The organism is Xaviernesmea rhizosphaerae, assembly GCF_001938945.1.
Lineage (GTDB): Bacteria > Pseudomonadota > Alphaproteobacteria > Rhizobiales > Rhizobiaceae > Xaviernesmea > Xaviernesmea rhizosphaerae.
The window spans coordinates 252560-278489 of sequence record NZ_MKIO01000039.1; the positions used below are offsets into that span (position 1 = coordinate 252560).

At 64.4% G+C, this 25930-nt stretch carries 26 protein-coding genes and 1 tRNA gene; 14 read left to right on the plus strand and 13 right to left on the minus strand.

The window, feature by feature from the left end; translation table 11 throughout:
• Nucleotides 1–32: 32 nt before the first annotated feature.
• Nucleotides 33–692: a thiol:disulfide interchange protein TlpA gene (tlpA, locus tag BJF92_RS19265; protein WP_075636351.1), complete on the plus strand. Its 660-nt coding sequence runs from the start codon at nt 33–35 to the stop codon at nt 690–692.
• 52 nt (nt 693–744) lie between these two features.
• On the opposite strand, the gene BJF92_RS19270 is transcribed toward tlpA, so the two are convergent.
• From BJF92_RS19270 to BJF92_RS19300, 7 genes are all read right to left on the minus strand, one after another.
• Nucleotides 745–1617, minus strand: coding sequence for a 3-hydroxybutyryl-CoA dehydrogenase (locus BJF92_RS19270; protein ID WP_075636426.1), 873 nt, complete (start codon nt 1615–1617; stop codon nt 745–747).
• A 279-nt stretch (nt 1618–1896) separates the two neighbouring features.
• Nucleotides 1897–2826, minus strand: coding sequence for an electron transfer flavoprotein subunit alpha/FixB family protein (locus BJF92_RS19275; protein WP_075636352.1), 930 nt, complete (start codon nt 2824–2826; stop codon nt 1897–1899).
• Nucleotides 2827–2851: 25 nt separating this feature from the next.
• Nucleotides 2852–3601, minus strand: coding sequence for an electron transfer flavoprotein subunit beta/FixA family protein (locus BJF92_RS19280; protein WP_075636427.1), 750 nt, complete (start codon nt 3599–3601; stop codon nt 2852–2854).
• Nucleotides 3602–3954: 353 nt separating this feature from the next.
• A complete protein-coding gene (locus tag BJF92_RS19285; RefSeq protein ID WP_158032253.1) occupies nt 3955–5616 on the minus strand; it encodes a B12-binding domain-containing radical SAM protein in 1662 nt (553 codons plus the stop codon).
• Nucleotides 5617–5870: 254 nt separating this feature from the next.
• Nucleotides 5871–6449, minus strand: a complete 579-nt coding sequence (locus BJF92_RS19290) for a cob(I)yrinic acid a,c-diamide adenosyltransferase (protein ID WP_075636354.1) — start codon at nt 6447–6449, stop codon at nt 5871–5873.
• Between the two features lie 209 nt (nt 6450–6658).
• Nucleotides 6659–6856, minus strand: a complete 198-nt coding sequence (locus tag BJF92_RS19295; RefSeq protein WP_075636355.1) for a twin transmembrane helix small protein — start codon at nt 6854–6856, stop codon at nt 6659–6661.
• Nucleotides 6857–6936: 80 nt separating this feature from the next.
• Nucleotides 6937–7770: an SDR family oxidoreductase gene (locus tag BJF92_RS19300; RefSeq protein WP_075636356.1), complete on the minus strand. Its 834-nt coding sequence runs from the start codon at nt 7768–7770 to the stop codon at nt 6937–6939.
• A 125-nt stretch (nt 7771–7895) separates the two neighbouring features.
• Between BJF92_RS19300 and BJF92_RS19305 the strand changes: the two genes are divergently transcribed.
• Nucleotides 7896–8873 carry a YihY/virulence factor BrkB family protein gene (locus tag BJF92_RS19305; protein WP_075636357.1) on the plus strand — a complete coding sequence of 326 codons (978 nt, stop codon included), beginning with the start codon at nt 7896–7898 and terminating at the stop codon, nt 8871–8873.
• Here the strand turns inward: BJF92_RS19305 and gluQRS are convergent.
• Nucleotides 8841–9725, minus strand: a complete 885-nt coding sequence (gene gluQRS / locus BJF92_RS19310) for a tRNA glutamyl-Q(34) synthetase GluQRS (protein WP_075636358.1) — start codon at nt 9723–9725, stop codon at nt 8841–8843. The two genes, BJF92_RS19305 and gluQRS, sit on opposite strands and share 33 nt — an antisense overlap.
• 167 nt (nt 9726–9892) lie before the next feature.
• On the opposite strand from gluQRS, the gene BJF92_RS19315 reads away from it, so the two are divergent.
• Both BJF92_RS19315 and BJF92_RS19320 read left to right on the plus strand, forming a co-directional pair.
• Nucleotides 9893–10552, plus strand: coding sequence for a DNA-3-methyladenine glycosylase family protein (locus BJF92_RS19315; RefSeq protein WP_075636359.1), 660 nt, complete (start codon nt 9893–9895; stop codon nt 10550–10552).
• Nucleotides 10553–10770: 218 nt separating this feature from the next.
• Nucleotides 10771–11328, plus strand: a complete 558-nt coding sequence (locus tag BJF92_RS19320; RefSeq protein ID WP_075636360.1) for an HNH endonuclease — start codon at nt 10771–10773, stop codon at nt 11326–11328.
• 651 nt (nt 11329–11979) lie between these two features.
• Here BJF92_RS19320 and BJF92_RS19325 read toward each other — a convergent pair.
• Both BJF92_RS19325 and BJF92_RS19330 read right to left on the minus strand, forming a co-directional pair.
• The gene (locus BJF92_RS19325; RefSeq protein ID WP_075636361.1) at nt 11980–12510 is read right to left on the minus strand and encodes a disulfide bond formation protein B; all 531 of its coding nucleotides are present in this window, start codon (nt 12508–12510) and stop codon (nt 11980–11982) included.
• Nucleotides 12511–12762: 252 nt separating this feature from the next.
• On the minus strand, nt 12763–13350 hold the full coding sequence (locus BJF92_RS19330; RefSeq protein WP_075636362.1) for a YqaA family protein: 588 nt from the start codon (nt 13348–13350) through the stop codon (nt 12763–12765).
• 272 nt (nt 13351–13622) lie between these two features.
• Between BJF92_RS19330 and BJF92_RS19335 the strand changes: the two genes are divergently transcribed.
• Together BJF92_RS19335 and BJF92_RS19340 are read left to right on the plus strand one after the other, a co-directional pair.
• A tRNA-Leu gene (locus tag BJF92_RS19335) sits at nt 13623–13707 on the plus strand.
• A 155-nt stretch (nt 13708–13862) separates the two neighbouring features.
• The gene (locus BJF92_RS19340; protein ID WP_075636363.1) at nt 13863–14225 is read left to right on the plus strand and encodes a VOC family protein; all 363 of its coding nucleotides are present in this window, start codon (nt 13863–13865) and stop codon (nt 14223–14225) included.
• A 93-nt stretch (nt 14226–14318) separates the two neighbouring features.
• Here the strand turns inward: BJF92_RS19340 and BJF92_RS25330 are convergent, their stop codons facing one another.
• A complete protein-coding gene (locus tag BJF92_RS25330) occupies nt 14319–14552 on the minus strand; it encodes a hypothetical protein (RefSeq protein ID WP_143524101.1) in 234 nt (77 codons plus the stop codon).
• A 69-nt stretch (nt 14553–14621) separates the two neighbouring features.
• Here BJF92_RS25330 and BJF92_RS19345 point away from each other — a divergent pair, with 69 nt between their 5' ends.
• The 3 genes from BJF92_RS19345 to BJF92_RS19355 all read left to right on the plus strand — a co-directional run bounded on the left by BJF92_RS19345 (nt 14622) and on the right by BJF92_RS19355 (nt 17144).
• Nucleotides 14622–14813 carry a hypothetical protein gene (locus tag BJF92_RS19345; RefSeq protein ID WP_075636364.1) on the plus strand — a complete coding sequence of 64 codons (192 nt, stop codon included), beginning with the start codon at nt 14622–14624 and terminating at the stop codon, nt 14811–14813.
• 119 nt (nt 14814–14932) lie between these two features.
• A complete protein-coding gene (locus BJF92_RS19350; protein ID WP_075636365.1) occupies nt 14933–15157 on the plus strand; it encodes a hypothetical protein in 225 nt (74 codons plus the stop codon).
• A gap of 370 nt (nt 15158–15527) precedes the next feature.
• Nucleotides 15528–17144 (plus strand): AMP-binding protein, encoded by a 1617-nt coding sequence (locus BJF92_RS19355; RefSeq protein ID WP_075636366.1) that lies wholly within the window; start codon nt 15528–15530, stop codon nt 17142–17144.
• Between the two features lie 15 nt (nt 17145–17159).
• Here the strand turns inward: BJF92_RS19355 and BJF92_RS19360 are convergent, their stop codons facing one another.
• Nucleotides 17160–18428 carry a GNAT family N-acetyltransferase gene (locus BJF92_RS19360; RefSeq protein WP_075636367.1) on the minus strand — a complete coding sequence of 423 codons (1269 nt, stop codon included), beginning with the start codon at nt 18426–18428 and terminating at the stop codon, nt 17160–17162.
• A 296-nt stretch (nt 18429–18724) separates the two neighbouring features.
• On the minus strand, nt 18725–21436 hold the full coding sequence (gene secA, locus BJF92_RS19365) for a preprotein translocase subunit SecA (protein WP_075636368.1): 2712 nt from the start codon (nt 21434–21436) through the stop codon (nt 18725–18727).
• Nucleotides 21437–21688: 252 nt separating this feature from the next.
• On the opposite strand from secA, the gene BJF92_RS19370 reads away from it, so the two are divergent.
• The 5 genes from BJF92_RS19370 to BJF92_RS19390 all read left to right on the plus strand — a co-directional run bounded on the left by BJF92_RS19370 (nt 21689) and on the right by BJF92_RS19390 (nt 25862).
• The gene (locus BJF92_RS19370; RefSeq protein WP_075636369.1) at nt 21689–22579 is read left to right on the plus strand and encodes a peptidylprolyl isomerase; all 891 of its coding nucleotides are present in this window, start codon (nt 21689–21691) and stop codon (nt 22577–22579) included.
• A 177-nt stretch (nt 22580–22756) separates the two neighbouring features.
• Nucleotides 22757–23998 (plus strand): bifunctional glutamate N-acetyltransferase/amino-acid acetyltransferase ArgJ, encoded by a 1242-nt coding sequence (argJ, locus tag BJF92_RS19375; protein WP_075636428.1) that lies wholly within the window; start codon nt 22757–22759, stop codon nt 23996–23998.
• An 11-nt stretch (nt 23999–24009) separates the two neighbouring features.
• A complete protein-coding gene (locus BJF92_RS19380) occupies nt 24010–24783 on the plus strand; it encodes a GNAT family N-acetyltransferase (RefSeq protein WP_075636370.1) in 774 nt (257 codons plus the stop codon).
• Nucleotides 24780–25193, plus strand: a complete 414-nt coding sequence (gene mutT / locus BJF92_RS19385) for an 8-oxo-dGTP diphosphatase MutT (RefSeq protein ID WP_075636371.1) — start codon at nt 24780–24782, stop codon at nt 25191–25193. The genes BJF92_RS19380 and mutT overlap by 4 nt, the downstream gene beginning before the upstream one ends.
• A gap of 348 nt (nt 25194–25541) precedes the next feature.
• Nucleotides 25542–25862, plus strand: a complete 321-nt coding sequence (locus BJF92_RS19390) for a hypothetical protein (protein ID WP_075636372.1) — start codon at nt 25542–25544, stop codon at nt 25860–25862.
• Nucleotides 25863–25930: the final 68 nt, after the last annotated feature.

Here is a 25930-nt window from a genome sequence, read left to right on the forward strand (position 1 = left end):
TCGTTGGTGTCAAATTGAAAGTGGCAGGTGATATGACTGATCAGACGACACGCCGTTTCGCGCGCCCCCTGGTGGCGATCGCGGCCGTTCTGGGCCTTCTCGCCGGTGCGGCAGCGGTATACGTTAGGGAAAGCCGCTCTGGCAATGGCGCGGGCGGCGAAACTGCGGCTGCCGATTGCGCGGATGCGGCGGCGACGGTTGGAAGGATCACCCCTTTCCTGAAGGGTCAGGTCGCGGCCATGGCGCCGCAGACCCCGCGCGCCCTGCCGCCGCTCAGCTTCACCGATGGCGACGGCAAGCCGTCGAGCCTCGCCGCGCTCTCGGGCAAGACCCTGCTCGTCAATCTCTGGGCCACCTGGTGCGTGCCCTGCCGCGAGGAGATGCCGGCACTCGACGCGCTTGAGCGCGCCATGGGCGACGCGCGCTTCCAGGTCGTCGCCGTCAATATCGATATGGGTAGCGATGAGAAGCCAAAAGCATTTCTCGACGAGATCGGCGTCAAGGCGCTGGCGCTTCATCGCGACGGCTCCATGGGCGTCTTCAACACGCTGAAGAAAGAGGGCCTCGCCTTCGGCCTGCCGGCGACCTTCCTGGTCGATCCCAAGGGCTGCCTCATCGGCGCGATGAACGGCCCGGCAGCCTGGGACAGCGAGGATGCCAAGGCCCTGATCGGGGCGGCGAAGGGTGCCTAAATGGAGACCTGCGCATCCGAAAACGGATATTCCTCTCGCCTGAGACCGCAGCCTACCGCGTCGGCACCGGCGTCTCGCCGCGATAGTCGTAGAAGCCGCGGCCGGATTTGCGGCCGAGCCAGCCTGCCTCGACATATTTCACCAGGAGCGGGCAGGGGCGGTATTTGGAATCGGCCAGGCCATCATGCAGCACCTGCATGATCGACAGGCAGGTATCGAGGCCGATGAAATCGGCGAGCTGCAGCGGGCCCATCGGGTGGTTGGCACCAAGCCGCATGGCGGTGTCGATGGCATCGACCGAGCCGACGCCTTCATAGAGCGTGTAGATCGCCTCGTTGATCATCGGCAGCAGGATGCGGTTGACGATGAAGGCGGGGAAGTCTTCCGCCACCGTGATCGCTTTGTCGAGCTTGCTGACATAGTCCTTGGCGGCGGAAAAGGTCTCGTCGCCGGTGGCGATGCCGCGCACCAGCTCGACCAGCTTCATGACTGGCACCGGGTTCATGAAGTGGATGCCCATGAAGCGTTCGGGGCGGTCGGTGGCCGAGGCCAGCCGGGTGATCGACAGCGAGGAGGTGTTGGTCGCCAGCATCGCCTCGGGCTTGAGCAGCGGACAAAGCTGGCCGTAGATCTTGCGTTTGACGCTTTCGTCCTCGGTCACCGCCTCGATCACGAGATCCGCGGCGGACAGGTCGTGAAGGTCGGAGGAGCCCTGGATCAGGGCAAGCGCCTGCTTGCGCTGATCCTCCGACAGTTTGCCGGACGCCACCTGTCGCGCGAGATTGCCGTTGATGGTCGCCAGCGCCGTTTCGATGCGGTCGGCCGAGAGATCGTAGAGCTGCACCTTGTAGCCTGCGGCTGCGGAGACCTGCGCGATCCCGCATCCCATCTGCCCCGCACCGACGACGCCGACATTCTTGATCATCTGGTCGATTTCCACCCGCTTGAAGTCGTTTCCGCGCAAGGGCGAAACGGCAGATGCCGCTGCGCCGCGCCCTGCATCAGGGGGAGGGCCGCCTCCCGTCCGCACGCTGCGGCCAAGGCCGCGGCAAGACCGCGCACGCCCAACCCCTGTGCTAGTGATAGAGGCGAACAGCGGAAGTTTCCAGCCTTTTCGGTGCGCTGCGGCAGGCTTTGCGCAAAAGGCAAAGCGGCGGCGCATCGCTGCGCCGCCGTTCTGTGAAAAACCGTTCTGTGCGGGAAATTACAGCGCCTTTTCCAGTTCGGGCAGCAGCTCGAACAGGTCACCTACCAGGCCATAATCGGCAACCTGGAAGATCGGGGCTTCCTCGTCCTTGTTGATGGCGACGATGACCTTCGAGTCCTTCATGCCGGCCAGATGCTGGATGGCGCCGGAAATGCCGCAGGCGATGTAGAGATCGGGGGCGACGACCTTGCCGGTCTGGCCGACCTGCCAGTCATTGGGCGCATAGCCGGCATCCACCGCCGCGCGGGACGCGCCGACGGCGGCGCCCAGCTTGTCGGCGAGCGGCAGGATCACTTCCTTGAACTTCTCGGAAGAGCCGAGCGCGCGACCGCCCGAAACGATGATCTTGGCCGAGGTCAGCTCCGGCCGGTCGGAGGTCGAGAGCGCGTCGGAGACGAAGCGCGACAGGCCGGGATCGGGAGCGGCGGCAACGGGCTCGATCGCGGCGGAACCGCCTTCGGCCGCCGGCGCGAAGCCGGCCGTGCGCACGGTGATCACCTTCTTGGCTTCGCCCGACTTGACCGTCTGGATGGCGTTGCCGGCATAGATCGGCCGCTTGAAGGTGTCGGACGAGACGACCTCGGTGATTTCGGAGATCTGGGCGACGTCAAGCAGGGCGGCCACGCGCGGCATGACGCTCTTGCCGACGGAGCTCGCGGCCGAGACGATGGCGTCATAGCTGCCTGCAATCGACAGGATGAGCGCGGACAGCGGCTCGGCCAGATTGCCGGTCAGGCTGGCATCCTCGGCCAGAAGCACCTTGGAAACGCCGGCAAGCTTTGCGGCGCTCTCCGCGGCAGCGCGGGCCTCAGGGCCAGCCACAAGCACATGGATCTCGCCGCCGATTTCGGTTGCCGCCGTCAGGGCGCGGGCGGTCTGGTCCGACAGGGCGCCCTTGTCATGGTCCGCCAGAAGAAGAAGGGTCATGGAAGTCTCCTCAATTTTCGTGCGGTCAGAGAACGCCGGCTTCGGTCTTCAGCTTGGAGACCAGCTCGGCCACCGAGCCGACCTTGATGCCAGCCTTGCGCCCGCCGGGCTCCTCGGTCTTGAGCACCTGCAGACGCGGCGCGACGTCCACGCCGTAATCGGAAGGCGTCTTCTTGTCCAAGGGCTTCTTCTTGGCCTTCATGATGTTCGGCAGGGAAGCATAGCGCGGTTCGTTGAGGCGCAGGTCCGTCGTCACAACGGCGGGAAGATTGACCTCGATGGTCTGCAGGCCGCCATCGACCTCACGCGTCACCGAAGCCTTGCCATCACCGATCTCGACCTTGGAGGCGAAGGTCGCCTGCGGCCAGTTCAACAATGCGGACAGCATCTGGCCGGTCTGGTTCGAGTCGTCGTCGATCGCCTGCTTGCCGACGATCACGAGGCCTGGCTGTTCTGCCTGCGCCACGGCCTTGACGATCTTGGCGACGGCCAGCGGCTCGACCACGGCATCCGTCTCCACCAGGATCGCCCGGTCGGCGCCCATGGCCAGCGCGGTGCGCAGCGTTTCCTCGGCCTTGGCCGGGCCGATCGAGACCACCACGACTTCCGAGGCCTTGCCGGCTTCCTTCAGCCGCAGCGCTTCTTCCACCGAGATTTCGTCGAACGGATTCATCGACATCTTCACATTGGCCAGATCGACACCGGACCCATCCGCCTTCACCCGGATCTTCACGTTGTAGTCGACGACACGTTTGACCGTGACCAAGATTTTCATGGCAAGTTTCCCCTTCGCGGTTCTGTCCAGGACAATGCGCGGACTGTCCGCGCCCCGATGGTCGATTGGCGACATGGATACGCGATTTTGCTCCAAGTTCAATCTTTGCCACCGGGAAGCGGCTGTTCCTCCAGGGGCATTGTTTGACGTTTACGTACAGGTAAGTCAAGCCATGGCGGCGAGGAGGTGATGGAGGGCATCCGCTGTTTGGCGGGTGCAACCGTCTTTCAGCCTCGCCTCTCCCGGGGTCCTGCCGATCCGCGATCGGCGAGGGCTCATCCGCCCGCAAAAAAAATGCCGGCGAGCCCAGGCCCCCCGGCATGTCTTGAAGCGTCTTTGCGTTTGCTGGTGCGTCAGGCCACATGCCCCGCCAGCACGCCTTGTTCCGGCACCAGGCGCAGATCTGCAAGTGTCGAATGAAGCGTCTGTATGCTGATCCCGCTCAGGAAATCCTCAAAGCGATCATCGAAGGCGATGTCGAAATGGCGGAAGTAGCCGCCCCAGAGCGGATCGCTCTCGCCGATCCTGCGCGCTTCCAGCCAATGCTTCTCGGCAAGCGCACGCTCGCCCAGATGCGCCTTGGCCAGCGCCAGACAGTAATGACCGAAAGCATGGTTCTGATAGGTGCGTGTGATATATTGGAAATAGGACGCCGCCGCGGCGTAATCGCCTTTCTGCAGCCGGTAGGCATTGACGAAGTTCACGTCCAGATTCATCAGATAGGCGGCATCGGAAATATATTCCGCCGTGAATTCCTTGGTGTTGATGACGTTTTCACCGAAAAGGAATCCCGAGACCTGGAATTCGGCATTGGGATCGATATAGCCCTCCTTCAGGCACTGCTCATAGAGCAGCGACCCCTTGATCGGGCTGGCGACCGAAATGCTGCACAGGTCGATGCCCCATTCGATGATCTTTTCCCGGGTGGTCTTGCGGTGCGCGTCGGTCTCTCCGGGAAGGCCGACGACGATGAAGGCGACCACCCAGATATCGTATTTCCGCAGGGCATCGACCACGGGCTGAACATGGGCGATCTTCATCGGCTTGTTGACGAGATTGCGGATGACCCATTCGTCGCCCGATTCCACGGCGATGCGCACGGAGCGGACGCCCGCCTTGTACATCAGCTCGACCAGTTCTTCATCCATATAGGTCGGCGAAAGGCCGTTCGGCAGCTCGATCCGAAGGTTATATGGCGCCAGCCGGCGGAAGATCTCCTTGGCACGGTCGCGCGCCAGCAGCAGCATGTCGTCATAGAAGATCAGACAATTGGCGCCGTAGAGGGCGATGATCTTTTCGACATGGGCGATCAGCTCGTCCACGCCGGCATAGCGCATGGACTTGTCGTTCTCGCCGGAGTGCCAGCAGAACGAGCATTTGAACGGACAGCCGCGCGAGGTGACGATCGGAAAGGCACGCAGATTGTCGAGATAGCGATCATCGAGCGGGTTGAAGGATACGCGCCGTTCGTAATCGAACACGTCGATCAGGGAGTAATCGATGTCGATGACCTGATCGAGGTCGTTGAGAAGCTTTTTCTGCGGCCCCTTGGCGCTGTCCATGTCCTTGCGCGAAACCCAGGAGGGGTGATCGTCGACGGCCTTGAACAGATCGTCCGCCATTAGAAGATCCTGGAACGGCAGCTCGCCTTCCGAGAAGCAGACGGCGTCGAGCCCGGGCTGGTTTTGCAGGATTTTCTTGGCGATGGGGGAGACCGCCGGACCGCCGCAGACCACGAGACACGTCGGCAGAACGTCCTTCGTCAGCTGTATGATCGGCGCGATCGCGAAATAGGCGTTGTCGAACATCACCGAGATCCCCAGGATCTCAGGCTGGAAGGACTGCAGCTTCTGACGCAGCCTTTCTTCGAGCTGCGGCAGGTTGTCATTGTTGACGGCGACATCAATGATGTCGAAATCCGCCAGCCCCTTGTTATGCTTGATGATCGACAGGACGCCATAGGGATAATCCTGGATATTGCCAGCATTCCCCTCGCTGCGCAGATGTGTCACCACCACAAACAACACTTTACGCCTGGCGGGCGTGACTGCGCCGTTTGAGGAATATTGAAGCTCATTCCGATTAACGCGTGCCGCCGAAGATCGTGTCATGGAGCGCCAGTCTGGTTGATTGATTTGATGTTTAAAAATATCAACCAGATAATTGTTGTGTCCACAGCAAGTTATTGTCTACGAAAAGTCATCTCATTCACTGTTTGCACTGAATTCCCGGCGGCTGAAGTCTTTGAAAACTATACAGGCAACGGCAGTCAGCGTGTCAGGCCAGGCACCCAGAGCACGTCCGCCTTGCCTTTGTCGTTGGCGAAGCGGGCGGCGACGAAGAGCAGGTCGGACAGGCGGTTGACATAGCGCAGGGCCGACTGGCTCACCCGCTCGTCGAGGTCGGCGGCAAGTTCCACCATCTCGCGCTCGGCCCGGCGGGCCACCGTGCGCGCGACATGCAGGCTGGTGGCGGCGGGGCTGCCGCCGGGCAGCACGAAGGAGCGCAGCGGGTCGAGTTCGGCATTCAGCTGGTCGATTTCGCGCTCCAGCCGTTCGACCTGGGGATCGACGATGCGCAGGGGCTCGTAGCCGAGCGGTTCGTCGCTTTCCGGTGTCGCGAGGTCGGCGCCGAGATCGAAGAGATCGTTCTGGATCCGCTGCAGGATCGGATCGAGCACGGCATCGCCGGCAAGGTGCAGCCTTGCCATGCCGATCAGCGCATTGGTCTCGTCGATCGTGCCGAAGGCCATGACCCGCTGGTCGAATTTCGCGCGGCGGGGCCCGGCCGCAAGGCCTGTCGTTCCGTCATCGCCGGTGCGGGTGTAGATCTTGTTGAGCTTGACCATGGGAACCTGTCGCTGCTGTTGGTGTCTTCGGGAACGGTTGCCGTCTCAAGCCGCCCTGTGCAAGGCGGAGATAGGCCGATAGGGCATCGGAGCGAAAACGGATCTCGGGTTCTCAGGAAAATCCGATGAAAAAGCGCGGTCCGATAGCGGAATGGCGAAAACTCCGGATGGTTTCCGCCTTCAATCCCGCTCCGGAATTTCGTCAAAGCTCATCGCCCGCCGCCCGTGATCCAAAGGACCAGCATGATCAGCGCGACGGCGATGGCCTGCAGCAGCACGCGCATCTGCATCAGCTTGTTGGAGCGGCTGCCGCTTCCGCCCTTGGCCATGTTGATCAGGCCACGGATCAGGACGATCACCACCAGCCCCATGACGAGCAGCGTCAGTCCGGTGAGAAAACTGTTCATGGTTGTTCCAATGTCCTTCCCCGGCCTCTCCTCAGGCCGTCCCTGCAATCGGCCGCGCCCGGACGGGCGGGGCCTCTCCGTCAGCCGAGCCGGCCGATGATCTTGTAGAACAGCCGCGCCGGCAGCAGCTTCTTCAGCAGCACGCCCTGGTGCGCCGGCCGCGTCACCACATAATGCGGCTTCGGGTTCGGCACTGTCAGCGCCTGCTTGAGAACGGCATAGACCGCCTCTGGCCCGAGCTTGCCCGGCGCCGGCCGCCCTTCGCCCGTCAGCCGCTTCAGCTGCCGGTGATATTCTTCCCGATGCACCGAGCCCTCGATGTCGATTACGCGGCGGATATGGGTGAGCGCATTGGCGGTGAAGCGCGATTCGATCGGTCCGGGCTCGATCAGGCTCACCTCGATGCCGCTGCCGGCCAGTTCCATTCTCAAGGTCAGCGTCAGCCCCTCCAGCGCGAATTTCGAGGCGTTATAGGCGCCTCTCCACCGATACGGAACAATGCCGAGAATGGATGAGCATTGCACGATGCGGCCACGGCCCCTGGCCCGCATGGCGGGGATGACCCGGCGCGTCAGATCATGCCAGCCGATGACATTGGTTTCCAGCTGCTCGCGCAGCGCCTCGGTCGGCAGGTCTTCCACTGCGCCGGCCTGGCCGTAAGCGCCATTGTTGAACAGCGCATCGAGCCGGCCGCCGGTCAGCGCAAAGACCTCCGCCACGAGCCTCTCGATCGAGCCGGTGTCGCGATAGTCCATCAGGAAGGTCTCGATGCCTTGCGCGGTCAGCGCATCGCGGTCCTGCTCCTTGCGCACCGTGGCGAAGACGCGCCAGCCATCGGCCACCAGCGCGCGGGCGCAATAGGCCCCGATGCCGGAGGAGCAGCCGGTGATGATGATCGTCGGACGTGCATCCATCGCGCCGCGTGCCTCCTGCCAACCAACTGGACATTCGCTCATCCTCTCCCATATTCGACTCATTGTGACAATCGCGCAGGGCCGTTCCTCCCGGCCGGCCATCTCGATAAGGGTGAGCCCGTTCTATGCCGTCCTTTCTCTCGATCGGCTGGAAAGTGATTTTCGATGCCCTCTGGCATTTCAGCGAGGATGACGGCTGGGCGATGGCCAGCCATGTCGCGCTGTCGACGCTGCTTGCGATCTTTCCCTTCCTGATCTTCGGTACCGCGCTCGGCTCGTTCCTCGGCGCCGACAAGTTCGCCGAAACGGCGGTGCACTTGATCTTCGACACCTGGCCGCCCTCGATCGCCAAACCGCTGGCTGACGAAATCGTTCAGGTGCTGACCACACCGCGCGGCGGATTGCTGACCGTCTCCGTGCTGGCGGCAGCCTATTTCGCCTCCAACGGCGTGGAGGCGCTGCGCGTCTCGCTGAACCGCGCCTATCGCGTGTCGGAAACCCGGCCCTGGTACATCACCCGTCTGGCCTCGCTCGGCTTCGTGCTTGCCGGTGTCGTGGTGCTGGCGGTGCTGAGCATTCTGCTCGTCGTCGTGCCGCTGGCTCTGCGCTATGCCGACCGCTGGCTGCCCTGGCTCGACCAGCTCCTGGCGCTCGTCAACAATTGGGGCCTGGTGGTGGCGCTGCTGATGCTGATCGCCGGCCTGTCGGTCGCCCATCTCTGGCTGCCGGACGGGCGGCGCAAGATTGCCGACGTGCTGCCCGGCATCCTGGTGACGCTCCTGCTCTGGTCGATCGGCGCCTATGTCTTCGCGCTCTATCTCAAGACCTTCGCCAATTACGTCTCGACCTATGCGGGACTGGCCTCGATCATGATCGTGCTGGTCTTCCTCTACATGACCGGCGCGATCTTCATCGTCGGCGCGGAGATCAATGCCGCGATCATGAAATACAAGGTCAAGCGCATGGTCATCCAGCGCTTCCGCGGGACAGATGAGAAGACGGCAACAGAGGCGGCGGCAGACCCGGCAACGCCCGCCGAGGAAGCGCGGGCGGAGGCGGTTCTGGATGCTTCACAGAAGCAGGTCGCGCACGGCCTGCGCTGACAGTCCGCGGGCGCGTAAAGCTTCGAGCCCGGTGTCGCCGAGGCTCTTGGACAGTTTGCGGCCATCGGGGCCGAGGATCAGCCGGTGGTGGTGATAGAGCGGCTCCGGCAGGCCCAGCAGCTTTTGCAGCAGGCGATGCACTGAGGTCGCGTGAAACAGGTCGCGACCGCGCACGACATGGGTGACGCCCTGCGCGGCATCGTCGACCACTACGGAAAGATGATAGCTGGAGGGGGCATCCGAGCGCGACAGCACCACATCGCCCCAGGCCGCCGGATCGGCTTGGATCGTGCCCGTCTCGCCCTGCGGCCCCGCGCCGCTCTCCGCCCAGGATAGGCGCGCGCCGGCAGCCTGCAGCGCCCGCGCCATGTCCAGCCGCCAGGCATGGGGCTTGTCGCTTCGCAGCGCGTCCGCCCGCTCGGCTGCGCTCCAGCCGCGCTCCAGCCCGGGATAATGCGCCGCCCCGTCCGGATCGCGCGGCCAGGGGCGTCCGTCCTCTTCCACCGCCGTCACGGCCGCGCGGATCTCGCCGCGCGTGAGGAAAGCGGGATAGACCAGCCCCATCCGTTTCAGCCGCTCCAGCGCCTGCGCATAGAGCGGCAGATGGTCGGACTGGCGCCGCACGGGCTCTTGCCAGCGAAGGCCGAGCCAGGCGAGATCGCGCAGGATCGCCGCCTCGAATTCCGGCCGGCAGCGTGTCCTGTCGATGTCTTCCAGCCGCAGCAGGAAGCGCCCGTTACAGGCTTCGGCCATCTCGGCATTGGTGATGGCGGAGAGCGCATGGCCGAGATGCAGGAGGCCATTGGGGCTGGGCGCGAAACGGAAGGTCGGGCGAGGGGGCGTGATCGGCATGGCATGCCGTCTTTGCCACGGAAAGCGGTGGCTGCCAAATGACGGCGGTATGTCGGCTGCCGGCTGGTGCCGCCTTGTCCGATGCCGCGCGAAGCGGCTACAGGGTCAGCCCGGCGCGCGTTCATGAACGCCGCGGCCCCGCAAAAACGAAAACACAGCCAGTTCCCATGTCTCTTCCCGCCCGCCGCCTCGTCACGACCGCCGATCTCGAAACGGCGCTCGATGCGCTGATGCGGATCGATCCACGTCTGGAGCCCATCCGGGCGGCTGCCGGCGTGCTGCCGCTGCGCCATCTGCCGGAGGGCTTTGCTGGCCTCGCCTTCGTCATAGTCTCGCAGATGGTCTCCCGCGCGGCGGCAACCGCGATCTGGCAGCGGATGGAGGCGGCAGAGGCGACGGGCGCCGCCCGGCTGGCGCAAAGCAGCCCGCAGGAGCATCGCGCCTGGGGCCTGAGCCGGGCCAAGGCTGCCACCCTCACCGCCGCCGCCGAAGCCTCTCTAGCCGGGCATCTCGATCTCAAGGCTTTGGCCGTCGCGCCGGCCGAACAGGCCTTCTCCGCCCTGACGCGGCTTCGCGGCATCGGCCCCTGGACGGCGGAGGTCTATCTCCTGCTCGGGCTTGGCCATGCCGATATCTTCCCCGCTGGCGATGTGGCGCTGCAGGCGGCCGCGCAGGATGTCCTCGGTCTGGAGAGCCGGCCGAAAGGCCCTGATTTCGCAGAGATCGCCAAAGTCTGGTCGCCCGAGCGCTCGGTTGCGGCAAGGCTGCTCTGGGCGCATTACGCCAGAATCAAAGCCGCGCCCTTGAGCGCCGTGCCCTTGCCATGAGGGCGGCTGCCCTTCGCTTCGGCATGTTCAGCTGCGTGAATCCGGCTTGCGCCTTAAGTGTCAGCCAAGTGCGACACTCTGTCGCATGGCGCAAATCTCCGGGATTTGCCGGTTTTGCGGCGAATCTTTGCCTCCGTTCGGCTTTGGGCTTCACAATCCTGACGCATCGGGCCTAATATAGATGGTGCAGATGCCGAATCGATCAGGAGACCACTGGCTTGACGATTGCAGTCTCACCTCAAGCCTTGCCGGCGCTCGTGTTGAATGCCGACTATAGACCTCTGAGTTATTATCCGTTGTCCTTATGGTCCTGGCAGGATGCGATCAAAGCCGTATTCCTGGATCGGGTCGTGATTCTCGCGGAATATGACCAGCAGGTATCCTCGCCCAGCTTCTCCATGCGCCTGCCCAGCGTGGTGTGCCTGAAGAGCTATGTGCAGCCCTCGCGCCATCCGGCCTTCACCCGCTTCAACGTCTTCCTGCGGGACAGGTTCGAATGCCAATATTGCGGGTCCACGGAGGACCTGACCTTCGACCATGTCATTCCCAGATGCTGCGGCGGGCAGACCACTTGGGAAAACGTGGTGGCGGCCTGTTCTCCCTGCAATCTGCGCAAGGGCGGAAAAATGCCGCGTCTGGCGGGCATGTTCCCGGCGCAGAAGCCGTACCATCCCACGGTGCAGGATCTGCACAATAACGGCCGGCTGTTCCCGCCGAACTACCTGCATGAAAGCTGGATGGACTATCTCTACTGGGATACCGAGCTTCAGCCCTAGCAGTTTGTTCAAGAATCGCTGTTGGCTTGACGAAAATGGTGATTTCGAGCACCGGAAGCGCAGAAATTGCCATTTGCAGGCGGCCAGCGGCGATGATTGGACAGACTGTAAGTCCTTGCAAGACTTCGACGATCCGGCTGCGAGCCGGATGGCGGCGTATGTAACCGCCTTCCGGTGCTAGATCAATATGCAAAAATTCTGATCTGCCTGTTTTCGACAGGCTTTGGCAGGTCGTGCGCTGGCGGCCGTTCGGGTTGTCCTTGACCGTGCGCATGAACCTGCCGCTGCGAAGAAGGCAGGCCTGGCTGTGCAGGTCCGGCGCCCATCGTTGGTCGAGGGGCTGCCGTCTCTGCTCTAGGACCAAGGGGCGCACTGCGCTGACCGCCGCTCGCCGAATTCCCATTCAGGAAGACCGGTCCATCAGCAAGACAGGACGCTTCTTGCCGCGGATCTTTCCGAAAACCGGTACCCGTTTTTTGCCGCGCTTCTCCAGCACGCTTGCGCTCTCGACCTCCGCGATGGCGAGCCGGGCGAACGGCCTTGTGCTTTTTCACCAGCCGCATAGCCGTCTGGCCATCCGCACCCCTGCCATTGGGCGCCGATTGCGTCTGTGAAGCCGTTTTCCCGTTTCCCGAACGGGTCGGGATCCGCTCAGCGGCGCAGGCCGCCCAGGGCGCCCTTGAGCGCGATGCCGGCGAGGATCACGCTGGCGATGACGTTCCAGCCGGCGAATGACAGGCCGAGAACGCGCAGCGCCGCATCGGTGCAGGAGGGGCCGTGCTTGGTGTTGAGGTCGGAGAGCAGGTCGTTGACATTGGCAGAGACGCCCTGGGCGCCGCCGCAGCTTTCTGGCCCCGCCCAGAAATGCCATTCCACCCCGGCATGATAGACGCCCATGCCGGCGCCCACGAGCATCAGGATGGCAACGAGGCCCAGAAGCAGGCGCGGCACGGCCGGAGGCAGCCGCAGTCCCGCCGTGATGATGGCGGCCAGGCCGACGGGCAGGCCGAAATAATAGGGTTCGCGCTGCATCAGGCAGAGCGCGCAGGGAATATAGCCGCCCAGATGCTCGAAGCCCAGCGCCGTGCCGATGGTCACGGCCATGCCGAGCGTGACGAGAACGGCCGGAACGAGAAGGCGGGCCGAGCGGGCCGGGATGGAAAGGGCAGCAGGGGCAGACATGGTGGCTCCTTGGAACAGGCAGGCGACATCCGGCAGGCAGTGTTTGAACGGGCTGGGCTTGAATGGGCTTGGGCTGAACAAGCGGGGGCGGAATGGCCTGGCAACCAGGCCGCCTCTTATTCGCCTCTGTGCGATCAAGAGGCCGTCACGGCTGCTGTCTTATCCGATTGCCACAGGCCGTCGATGGGGCAAAGCGCCGCTTGACCAAAATGTGAAGCGGGCGGCCCGATCGATGATGATCGGCCCGATGCTTTAGTGCACGAGGCGATAGCCGATAAAGGCGACGATCATGACGCCGGCCACCACGCCGGTCAGCAGGCCCAGGCGCTTCTCGATGAAGTGCCGGATGCTCTCGCCATAGCGCTGCAGCAGCCAGGCCAGCAGGAAGAAGCGCGCGCCACGGGCGACGATCGCGGAGATGATGAAGAGCGTGAGGTCGATATTGACCGCACCCGAGAGGATCGTCACCACCTTGATCGGGGGCAGGTGCGCCAGACCCGACGTGACCAGCAGGAGAACGATCGTCTCATAATCCACGGAGGCCTTCAGCTGCTCGAAGGCGTCGAGCTTGCCGTAGAATTCCAGGATCGGCTTGGCGATGCTCTCATAGGCATAGTGGCCGAGATACCAGCCGGCGATGCCGCCGAGCACGGAAAAGACCGTTGCGACGAGCGCGTAGCGCCAGACGCGCTGCGGTCGCGCCAGCGCCATCGGCACGAACAGCACGTCGGCGGGCACAAGAAAGATCGAGCTTTCCACGAAGGCGATGATGGCGAGCCAGACTTCCGCCGAGCGGCGCGCGGCCAGAGACATGGTCCAGTCGTAAAGGCGTCGAAGCATGAGGCCAGCTTTCCTCGGTCAAGAGCAGGGCTGCCGGATGCGGCGCGCCGGCTCCGGGAAGAAGCCGGCTTTGCCGCACTGCAGCAAAATCACGCTTTCTTTTATGCGCCTTGTGCTGGTCTGTAAATTGCGATTGACGCGGAGTCGTGAGGGAATGCGGCCAGGAGGGGCCGAAGAGTCGGGGTGCTCTGCAGGACCAGGGCACCGATAGCCCAGCACCTAAACCGACTTGTCAGCCGGCGATGGCCTGTGTTAGACAGCCGGCCACCGTTGCCCCATTGGCGGAATTGGTAGACGCGCTCGACTCAAAATCGAGTTCCGAAAGGAGTGCTGGTTCGACCCCGGCATGGGGCACCACATCGATTTCTGAGCGTTGAAATCGGCTGCTTTTTTCCGAAATTTCTGCGCCGTATTGAAATGAAGGCGGCTTTTGTTCGTTCTGCAAGCGGCTGTGTGCCGTCGTCGCACTCCAGCGCTGAAGCCGTGCCGCATATCAGTCGTGGGAGAGAGGGATGGCGGTCAAACGAATTGTTGCAAATATCGCAGCAAGAGATCTGGATGCTGCCCGGTCTTTCTACTGCGGTATATTGGGCCTTGAGACAGTTATGGATCATGGCTGGATCATCACCTTCGCCGCGCCGGCGATCGAGATGCAGCCTCAGCTTAGTGTTGCAAGCGAAGGAGGCTCTGGAACGGTTGTTCCCGATTTCTCCATCGAAGTCGATGATCTCGAAAACGTCGAAAAGCGCGCAAGAGACGCTGGGTGCGCGATCGAATATGGCCCAGCGGACGAGCCTTGGGGCGTGAGACGTTTCTATCTCCGCGACCCATTTGGACGTCTCATCAACGTCCTGTCCCACCGAACGATCTCGTAACGACTGGAACAGCCAATGGGATCATGATCGCACTCTGAAAGATCGCGATCATCTTCTAAAGCAAGATCCTGCTCCACGTTTTCGTCTGATGCTTTACAGCGCAGTCGCCGATCCGGGATCGCCGGGCATGAAGAAGAAGAAATAGACCGCAGCCAGAAGAATGGCCACGGCGAAGATGGTGGTGACGAACCGCATCATGCCGCGGCCAGCTTTTTTTTCGGTTTCTTTCATGGCAGCGTAACGACCAGCGCCGCCGTCGGGTTCCCTTGGCGGGACAGGCATGCCTGCAAAATGCCTTGCCAGCCGAAAAATCGCGTCGGCGGTCAAAAAAATGGAAGCCTTCCATCCTCCACCCTATGTCCCTCATGATGGTTTTGCGGAGGCAAGGGGCAGGCGATGGACGGCGAGGCGCGTTACGAATATCGGGAGCAGGGCGATGGCGACTGGGCCGTCATCGATCGGCTGACCGGCCTGCCAGCCGCCACCAATGGCCGCGATCTCTCTGGCCTTGCCTTGGAAGACGCGCGCGACATTGCCGACGTGCTCAATCGCTCCGTGACCGATGGACAGCGCAGCCCGCTCTTGTAGAAGTGAGGGTTCATCCGGTCGAGCGGCCTGGACAGGGCGCATCATTGCGCCGGCCACGGCGTCGGTCCGTGTCGAGCGTCTGGCCCGAATCGGCCATATTGCATCTGCGAGGAGTTTGAATGCCCGTGCCTGAGATCTTCGAGGATGCCGCCCCCACCATCGACCATTGCGCCCAGCGTCTGGCTGAGCATGTCGCCTCGGTGCATCAGGAGACAGGCGAGTTCGGCGTTCTCTCGATCGTCCTGAAGGGAATCGTCGTCGATGGCGTGGCGATGGGGGATTACGAGGTCGTCGTGCAGCAAACCCGGCCGCCGCAATTCCTGGAACTGGAAGCCGAGAGATAAGGCCCCGAACACAGCCAGCCGCCTTCACGCAGGGCGGCTGCTGTATCTTGCGGGATCGTGGCCTTTGGAAAATTTCTTTTTTTTAACAGAAACTTGACGAAATGGTCCTGGTCAGGCCGTGAGCCCTGAAGGCAGCGCGGACGCACTACAAACCGCGCTTGACCTTCTTTTGCCACAGCAAATCTGAAGGCCCGGTAAACGCCGGCGGCTGCTGGTGACACTCCGCGCATTTTTCCTGAGGGTTCTGCAGACCCCGCCATCGGCGGGGTCCGGCGGCAGAGGGCAGGGCGCTCGGCGGGCGCTGCTGACGCCTCTGGCGACCCGCGAAAAGCGGGAGGAAAATTTCTGCCGGATGCTGTAGAGCTAGGGCATGTTTGCACCGCACACAGACTATCGGCACCTTTATGACGGCTTCCGCTGGGATCTGCCGGAGCGCTTCAACATGGGCGTCGCCATCAGCGATGCCTGGGCAGCGCGCGCCCCCGACCGCGTCTGCCTGGAGCATTTCGATCCGGCAGGGCCGCTGCGGACGATGACCTATGGCGAATTGTCGCAGGCCTCTTCAGCGCTCGCCAAGGCCCTTCGAGCACGCGGCATCCTGCCTGGCGACAGGGTGGCGATCCTGCTGCCGCAGGGCTTCGAGGTGGCGATCACCCATGCGGCGGTCTACAAGCTCGGCGGGATCGCCCTGCCGCTGGCCCTTCTTTTCGGGGTGGAGGCGCTCGCCTTCCGGCTCAAGAATGCCGAGGCGCGGGTGGTGGTCACCGACCGTTTCGGCCTGTCGCGGCTCCAGGAGATCCGGTCGAGCCTTCCCGGGCTCGACTGCATCCTGGTGGTGGGCGACGCGCCACCCGAAGGCATGCTGCCCTTTGCCGCGCTGATCCGGGATGCCGAAGGCTTCTCGCCGCTGGAAACGGGGCCGGACGATCCCGCGCTGATGATCTACACCTCGGGCACGACCGGGCCGCCCAAGGGCGCCTTGCACGGGCACCGGGTGCTGCTCGGCCATCTGCCGGGCTTTGCCTTTCACCACGCGCCCCTGCCGCAGCCGGAGGACAAGCTGTGGACGCCGGCCGACTGGGCCTGGGCCGGCGGGCTTTTGAACGCGCTGATGCCGGCGCTGACCTTCGGCATTCCCGTGGTGTCCTCGCCGGCGCAGAAGTTCGATCCGCATGTCGCGCTGCGCATTCTGGCAGAATGCCGGGTGCGCAATGCCTTCATCCCGCCCACCGCGCTCAGGCTGATGCGCGCGGTCGACAATCCGCGGGACCGTTACGACATCCGCCTGCGCACGGTCTCGTCCGCCGGCGAGAGCCTGGGGCGCGACACGCAGGAGCAGGCCAGCGCCGCGCTCGGCGTGCCCGTGGCGGAGTTTTACGGCCAGACGGAATGCAACATGGTGCTTTCCTCCAGCGCCCATTACGGCGTCATGAAGCCGGGCAGCATGGGCAAGCCGGCGCCCGGCCACCGCGTGGTGATCCTCGATGCGGATGGCGCTGTTGCGCCGCCGGGAACCCCTGGTCAGGTGGCGGTCGAAAGCCCCGATCCGGTGATGTTCCTGGGCTATTGGCGCAACCCGCAGGCAACGGCGGCCAAGTTCGCCGGCCCCTATATGACCACGGGCGATCAGGGTGTGATGGATGACGAGGGCTATGTCACCTTCTTCGGGCGCGATGACGACGTGATCACCTCTTCGGGCTATCGCATCGGCCCGGCGGAGATCGAAGATTGTCTGTCCGGCCATCCTGCCGTGGCGCTGGCGGCAGTGGTCGGCAAGCCCGATCCGCTGCGCACGGAGATCGTCAAGGCCTTCATCGTGCTGAAGCCGGAGGTGGAGGGCAGCGAAGCGCTGAAGGCGGAGCTTTCCGCGTGGGTGAAGACGCGCCTGTCGATGCACGAATATCCGCGCGAGGTCGCCTTCGTCGACAGCCTGCCGCTGACGACATCCGGCAAGGTCATCCGCCGGGCTTTGCGCGAGAGCGCGTGATCGGCGAGACCTGTCTTACCGCCGCGCCAGCGTGCGGATGCGCTCGCGCAGGAGCTTGGCCATGTTGCGGGTGTTGCGGTAGAGATGCAGCTGCATGGCGACCTGGCGCACGTCGCGGTCGCGGTTGGGGCTGAGGCCGATCACCAGCGTGCCCATCTCCTCGCGCTCCGCCCAGAAGCGGCTCATGATCGGGTGGTCGGCCACCGCGCAGCTGTCGGTGCGGTCGATGTTCGGGTCGTCGAGGTGCCAGCCGGTCAGGGCGGCGACCAAGAGCTTGCCGGGCGAGAAGCGGGCATAGCGCTCGTCATAGGCGGTCTTCCAGGTATAGGCGTCGCCGCGCATCAGGAAGACGATCATCGAGGCCACAGCCGCGCCGTCGAGATCCAGCGTGTGAATGCGCACGGCATCGGCTTCGGCGAGATTGGTGATCGCCTCGCGGGCAAAGGCCGCGCGCAGCCGGTCGCTGATCAGCGCTGTGCGGGCCTCGCCCTTCCAGCCGGCCGCTTCCAGCGCCAGGAATTCCTCCATGCGCAGACGGATTTCCGCGGGTTGGCGCGCGACGTGATGCACCAGGCGGCCCTGTTCGCTGAGGCGCGCGCCCTGGCGCTTCAGTTCGCGCAGATGGCCGGCGCTGACGACCCGGCGCAGATAGGTGGGGCCATCCTCCCGGCTGTTGAGCATGGGCCGTCCGCTCACCTCCGCCACCGTCACCGGCAGGTTGCGGTCGAGCGCCACGGCCCTGAGGATGCTGGCGACCGGCCCCGCCAGCCGCACCTGCGGCAGAACCAGGACGCCGGGCAGCCCGGCGACCGGGTCTGCGAGACCCTCCAGCAGATTGTCCAGCGTCTCGCTGGCATCCTCCTGATCGAGCAGGGGAATGCCGAGCGGCGCATAGGGATTGGCCCAGGCGCGCAGGATCGAGGGGCCGATGCCGAAGCCGGGGCGCTCGATACGGAAGGGCATGAGAAAGCGCAGCCGGCTGCGGCCGTCGCCCTGATCGCGGATCAGCGCCAGACGCACCGCGCGTTCTTCCAGCCGGGGCATGGCCGGCGCCAGAAAGCGGGCGCAGAAGAAAATGTTGGATTCGATGGCGCGGTTGGAAAGAAAGTCCAGCTCGGTCTGCAGGTCATAGCCGGCCTGGGCCGGATAGAGGCAGAGTTCGCGGCCCGGACGCCCGACAGGGCGATGATAGTCGCGCATTCTGGGCCCTCTCGAAATGGACGGCGGCGCGAGGGTGGGCGGAGCCGGCCTCTCGCCGTCGTGTGGACCATAGGATGCGCTCATGATCGCCTCTCCTCCGACAGCAGGTTTGAGGGCTGCAACCTCGCAGGCGCCGCGCCGGTCGCGCCCTGTCAGGCCGAAACGCAGCGGCCGGCAATGGCCAGATCCTGCCTGCGCGCGCCGTCGGGCGCGACCACTCCCGCAGGCGACAGACCCGACCGTTCTCGCAGGATAAGCTTAACAAACCCTATCCGCGCGCTCTGTCACATTTCCGGCAGGCTGCTCCCGCGCATAGAAAAAGGCCGGCGGACAGGATCCACCGGCCTTGCATCACAATCTCTCAAGGCCTTCGGGGGCTTTTACGCCTCGTAGGCGCCGTGGCAGTGCTTGTACTTCTTGCCCGAGCCACAGGGGCAGGCTTCGTTGCGCGGCACCTTGCCCCAGGTGGCCGGATTGTTGGGGTCGCGGTGCTCCGGCGGCACATAGGCCAGATCGCCGCCGGCGGGCGCGAATTCGTCCTCGCCCGTCAGGGGATCGATGTGGTGAGCCTGCATGACGGGAAGCGTCGGCTCCGGCTCCTGGCGCTCCTGCACCAGTTCCACGCGCATCAGCTGCGAGACCGCGGTCTGGCGCAGATTGACGAGCAGGGCCTGGAACAGCTCGAAGGCCTCGCTCTTGTATTCCTGCAGCGGATCGCGCTGGGCATAGCCGCGGAAGCCGATGACCGAGCGCAGATGGTCGAGATTGACGATATGCTCGCGCCAGAGATGGTCGAGCGTCTGCAGCACGATCGAGCGCTCGACATAATGCATGATCTCGGGGCCGAAGCGCTCCGCCCGGTCGGCGGCCGCGGCATTGGCGGCGGCCATGATGCGCTCGCGGATGTCGTTCTCGTCAATGCCTTCCTCGGCGGCCCAGGCCGCCAGCGGCAGGTCGAGATTGAGCGTGCCGCGCACGTCTTCGGTGAGGCCCTCGATGTCCCATTGTTCGGCATAGGCCTTTTCCGGCACGCGCCGGGCGACCATGTCTTCCACCACCTCGCGGCGCATGTCGGCGACGGTCTCGGACAGATCGGTGGAGTCCATCACTTCCAGGCGCTGCTCGAAGATCACCTTGCGCTGGTCGTTGATGACGTCGTCATATTTCAAGAGGTTCTTGCGCGTGTCGAAGTTGCGCGCCTCGACCTTCTTCTGCGCCCGTTCCACCGCCTTGTTGATCCAGACGTGGACGATGGCCTCGCCTTCCTTCAGGCCGAGCTTCTGCAGCATGCTGTCCATGCGCTCGGACCCGAAGATGCGCATCAGATCGTCCTGCAGCGACAGGAAGAACTTGGAGCGGCCGGGGTCGCCCTGACGGCCGGAGCGGCCGCGCAGCTGGTTGTCGATGCGCCGGCTTTCATGGCGCTCGGTCGCCAGAACATAGAGACCGCCCGCGGCCAGCGCCTGTTCTTTCAGCCGCTGCACATCGGCGCGGATCGCCTGTTCGCGCGCCTCGCGCTCGGGGCCCTGCTCCATGTCGCCAAGTTCGGCCTCGATGCGCATGTCGAGATTGCCGCCGAGCTGGATGTCGGTGCCGCGGCCGGCCATGTTGGTGGCGATCGTCACCGCGCCGGGCACGCCGGCCTGGCTGACGATATAGGCTTCCTGCTCGTGATAGCGCGCGTTCAGCACCTGGAAGCCGGTGAAGCCGGCCCGGCGCAGAAGCTCGGCCAGGAGCTCCGACTTCTCGATCGAGGTGGTGCCGACGAGAACGGGCTGGTTCTTCTCGCGGGCGTGGCGGATCTCCTCGACGATCGCCTTGTATTTCTCTTCCGCCGTCCGGTAGATCTCGTCATCCTCGTCGATGCGGCGCACCGGCAGATTGGTCGGCACTTCCACGACCTCGAGACCGTAGATGTTGCCGAACTCTTCCGCTTCGGTCGAGGCCGTGCCGGTCATGCCGCCCAGCTTCTCGTACATGCGGAAATAGTTCTGGAAGGTGATCGAGGCCAGAGTCTGGTTTTCCGGCTGGATCTGCACCTTTTCCTTGGCTTCGAGCGCCTGGTGCTGCCCTTCGGAATAGCGGCGGCCCGGCATCATGCGGCCGGTGAATTCGTCGATGATGACGATCTCGTCGTTGCGGACGATGTAGTCCTTGTCGCGGGTGAAGAGCTTGTGGGCCTTCAGCGCATTGTTGACGTGGTGAACGATCGCCACGTTCTCCACGTCGTAGAGCGACTCGCCCTTGAGCAGGCCGGCCTCGCGCAGCAGGTTTTCCAGCTTCTCGGTGCCGACTTCGGAGAAGTTGGCCGAGCGCTGCTTCTCGTCGATCTCGTAGTCTTCTTCCGACAGGAGCGGGATGAAGGCGTCGATGGCGGTATAGAGTTCCGAGCGGTCGTCGAGCGGGCCGGAAATGATCAGCGGTGTGCGTGCCTCGTCGATCAGGATCGAGTCCACCTCGTCGACGATGGCGAAGAAGTGGCCGCGCTGCACCATCTGGCCGCGCTCATACTTCATGTTGTCGCGCAGATAGTCGAAGCCGAGCTCGTTGTTGGTGGCATAGGTGATGTCGCAGGCATAGGCGTCGCGGCGCTGCTCATCGCTAAGCCCGTGAACGATCACGCCGGTGCTCAGGCCGAGGAAGCCGTAGACCCGCCCCATGATCGCGCTGTCGCGGCTGGCCAGATAGTCGTTGACGGTAACGACGTGGACGCCCTTGCCGGCCAGCGCGTTCAGATAAACCGGCAGGGTGGCGACCAGCGTCTTGCCTTCGCCGGTCTTCATTTCGGCGATCGCACGTTCATGCAGGATCATGCCGCCGATCAGCTGGACGTCGAAGGGGCGCAGGCCGAGCACGCGGCGCGCCGCCTCGCGCGCCACCGCGAAGGCGGGAACGAGGAGGTCGTCCAGCGTCGTGCCCTGCTCGATCTGGGCGCGGAACTCGGCGGTCTTTCCGGCCAGCGCCGCGTCCGAAAGCGCCTTCATCTCCTCTTCCAGTGCGTTGATGGCCTGAACCCGGGTGCGGTAGCCCTTGACGCGACGATCGTTGGAAGAGCCGAAGAGTTTGCGGGCGAGGCCGCCGAGACTGACCATCACTGGTCCTTTCGTTCAAAGTCGTGCGGCGGTTCAGGCGCGGGCCGTGAAAGCGGCGCATGAAAAAGCGCTGAAACGCCCGGAATGTCTTCTGGACGCGAGGTTGCGTGACAGATAAGAGGGGGGTCGAATGATGTCAACGGGACTTGCCGCGCCCTAAGGCTACACATCGGCCACAATCTGATGCTTCCCAGGGCGCGACCGAGGCGGCCGCGCATGGCGGCGCGCCGGATCCCATGGAAAGGGTATAGGATGTCGAAACTGAAGTTGCTCGCCACCGTGGCCTTCGTCGCCCTGATGGCGGCGAACGGTGCCGCCGTCGCGCAGGACGCCGCGGCCGATCCGGTGGTGGCCAAGGTCGGCGACGCTGAGATCCACAAGTCGGAACTGGACCTTGCGGTCAACTCGCTCGATCCGCAGCTGGCCCAGCTGTCGGACGAACAGAAGCAGGCGGCGGCTCTTTCCGGCCTGATCGACGTGAAGCTGCTTGCCAAGGACGCCTCCCAGGAAGGGCTCGGCAATGACGCGGCCTTCAAGCAGCGCATCGCCTATCTGACCGATCGCGAGCTGCACAATGCCTATTTCAAGAAGCATGTGGTCGACGCGGTGACCGATGCCGAGGTGAAGGCGCGCTACGACAAGGAAGTCGCCGCCATCAAGCCGCAGGAAGAGGTGAAGGCACGCCACATCCTGGTCAAGACTGAGGACGAGGCCAAGGCTGTCATCAAGGAACTGGATGCCGGCAAGGACTTCGCCGCGCTCGCCAAGGAAAAGTCGACCGATCCGAACAAGGATGACGGCGGCGATCTCGGCTACTTCACCAAGGACCGCATGGTGCCGGAATTCTCCGACGCCGCCTTCGCGCTCGAAAAGGGCAAGTATTCCAAGGAACCGGTCAAGACGCAGTTCGGCTATCACGTCATCCTCGTCGAGGATAAGCGCATGCAGCCGCCGCCGCCGCTCGATCAGGTCGCCCCGCAGGTCAAGCAGCTCGTCATGCGCGACAAGTACCTGGCGCTTCTGGAAGCCGCCAAGTCCAAGTCCGGCGTCGACATTGCCGATCCCGCGCTGAAGAAGGCCTATGACGAGGCCAACAAGGCCGAAGCCGAGGGTGCCGAAGGTGCCGAGGGCGGCCAGAACTGATCGAACCCGCCCGTCGCGTTCCTTACGCTTCGGTGCCCGATCTGTCGTCAGGCCGTCGTCTCGGCATGATTTGACTATCCATCCCGAGGGCGTCCGCGCCTTCGGGATTTTCGTATGGCCCGGCCGCTGGCCGGTCGTCCGCTTCCTTTCATGTCCTTCCTTTCGCAGGGTGTGCCCATGTCGACTTCCGTTTCCCCGCTCGCGCCGAAAACCTTCGCCACCGTTCCGCCGCTGCGTGGCGTCCGCATGGCCACCGCCGAGGCCGGCATCAAGTACAAGAACCGGACGGATGTGCTGATGATGGTGTTCGACAAGCCGGCCGCCGCCGCCGGCGTCTTCACCCGCTCGCGCTGCCCCTCGGCCCCCGTCGATTTCTGCCGCAAGAACCTTTCCGGCGGCACGGCCCGCGCCGTCGTGGTCAATTCCGGCAATGCCAATGCCTTCACCGGCAAGAAGGGCCGCGCCGCCACCGAGCTCACGGCCTCTTCGGCCGCCGCTGCCGTCGGCTGCGCCGAGAGCGAGGTGTTCCTCGCTTCCACCGGCGTGATCGGCGAGCCGCTCGATGCCACCAAGTTTGCCGGCGTGCTCTCGGACATGCAGGGCCGCGCCTCCGAGGACTTCTGGTTCGAGGCCGCCAAGTCCATCATGACCACCGACACCTATCCCAAGGTCGCCACCCGCACCGCCGAGATCGGCGGCGTCACGGTGACGATCAACGGCATTGCCAAGGGCGCCGGCATGATCGCGCCCGATATGGCCACCATGCTCTCCTTCGTCGTCACCGATGCGGCCATCGCCGCGCCGGTTCTGCAGGAACTGCTGTCGATCGGCGTCGGCCCCAGCTTCAACTCGGTGACCGTCGACAGCGACACCTCGACCTCCGACACGCTGATGCTGTTTGCGACCGGCGCTGCCGAGGCCGATGGCCAGGCGCCCGTGACCGATGTCGCTGACCCCGCGATCGACGGCTTCCGGGCTGCGCTGAACGATCTGCTCAGGGACCTGGCGCTGCAGGTGGTGCGCGACGGCGAGGGCGCCCGCAAGATGGTGGCCGTCACCGTCGAGGGGGCAGAAAGCGATGCATCGGCCAAGCGCATCGCGCTGTCGATCGCCAATTCGCCGCTGGTCAAGACGGCGGTTGCCGGCGAGGACGCCAATTGGGGCCGCGTCGTCATGGCGGTCGGCAAGTCGGGCGAGGCGGCCGATCGCGACCGGCTGGCCATCTGGTTCGGCGATGTGCGCGTGGCCGTCGATGGCGAGCGCGATCCGGACTATTCCGAGGCGGAGGCCTCCGCCGTGATGAAGCAGCAGGACATCGCCATCCGCGCCGAGATCGGTCTCGGCTCCGGCCGCGCGACGGTCTATACCTGCGACCTCACAAAGGAATATGTCGAGATCAACGGCGACTACCGGAGCTGACGGACAGGCGGATGCGGGATGCGACGACGGCCAGCGTGCTGGCAAGCGTGCGGCGGCTGGAGGCCGTTGCTTTCCGGGCCTGGCCGGCCGAGCAGGCGATCTATGATGGCAGCTGGCTGATCCGGCTGGCCAAGGGCCATCCGTCCAAGCGGCTGAACAGCCTCAATCCGCTCGATCCCGGCGACCGGCGCGACATTGCCGGCCGCCTGGCCCGGGCGGCCGAGCGCTTTGCCGCCATCGGCCGGCCGCTCACCGTGCGGCTGACGCCGCTGGCCCCGCCGGAGCTGCATGCGCATCTGGAGGGCGAGGGCTGGGAGCGCTTCGACGAATCGATCGTCATGAGCGCGGATCTGGCGCAGGCCGCAACGGATGGCATCGACCAGCTGCCGCTGCGCGACACCAGGCGCTTCGTCGAGGCGCGGCTGGCCATATCGGCCGAGCCTGACAGCCTGCGCGAGGCGCTGGTGTCCATTCTCGATTCCATCAAGCCGGAGACCGGGCTGTTCCTGCTGCAGTCGGGCGAGCGGCCGACGGCGGTGACGCTGGGCGTGCTCGATGGCGGGCTGATCGGTCTGGAGCAGGTGGCGGTGGCGCAGGATCTGCGCGGCCAGGGCCTGGGCATGGCAGTGGTGCAGGCGGCGCTGCGCTGGGGGCAGCTGCATGGCGCCCGGCAGGGCTGGCTGGCCGTCGGCGCCGACAATGCGCCGGCCTGCGCGCTCTATCGCAAGCTCGGCTTCGCCGAGGTCTATCGCTACGCCTATTATCGCGAAAGGAAACGACCATGAGCGCATCTCCCCGCCGTCTGGTGCTGGTTGCCGCCTGCGCGCTCGTCGATGGCGACGGTCGTATTCTCCTGGCCCAACGGCCGGAAGGCAAGTCGCTGGCCGGCCTCTGGGAGTTTCCCGGCGGCAAGGTGGAGGCAGGCGAGACGCCGGAGGAGACGCTGGTGCGCGAGCTGGAGGAAGAGCTCGGCATCCGCACGAAGATCGCCTGCCTCGCGCCGCTGACCTTCGCCAGCCATGCCTATCCGGATTTTCACCTGCTGATGCCGGTCTATGTCTGCCGCCGCTATGAGGGGCTGCCCCAGGGGCGGGAAGGGCAGGCGCTGAAATGGGTGCGCGCCTCAGCTTTGCGCGACTATCCGATGCCGCCGGCCGACGAGCCGCTGATTCCCATCCTGCAGGATCTGCTCTGACAGATTTCGCGACAGGGTTTTCCACAGCCTCGCGGTCGTCCCTGCCGTTTATTGGCGATCTGCCGAGACAGTGGACGATCACGCTGGCGTGAGAAGCCGCCTTCATCCCATGCTTACCGCAAGGTTGCGGTGCTTCGTTAATCGAACGTTTATCTCCCTGAAGGCAAATTCGTCGTTAAGGAGAATCGTCTGTCCAGTCTTGGCGCAGGATGCTCCACGAGGCTGCAGGGTGCGGAGCGATTTTCAAGATCGCATCGGCCTGAAGCGGCCCGACAACAGGCAGAAAAAAGACGCGATTGGCGGCGGGAGGATGATGCATCCCGCTCGTTCGCAGCAATGAGGCAGGCGATGGCTGACGACGATTTTTGGACCACGGTTCAGGACAAGGACGATGTGCCGACGCCCTATCGGCGCACCGGCGTGCTCAACCTGTCGCTTCTTTTTGGCACGGCCGTCATCGCGCTGACGCTGATCGTCACGCCCATGCTGGCCTCGAAGAAGACGCCGAGCGTGCTGGCCGACGCGCCGGTCGTGCTTGACGATACCGTCACCGGCTCGATCCCGAAGAGCGATGTCGACAAGCGCTACACCGTGCGCCGCAGCGTCATGCAGCCGATCCCCGGTGCCGTCTGCATCATCGACGCCAACGGCCAGTCGAGCGGCTGCTGACGGCAGGTCTGTCTGCCCTCCCTGATTTCCGCCGCTCCGATCCGGGCCCTTCTGATGGGGGCCCGCTG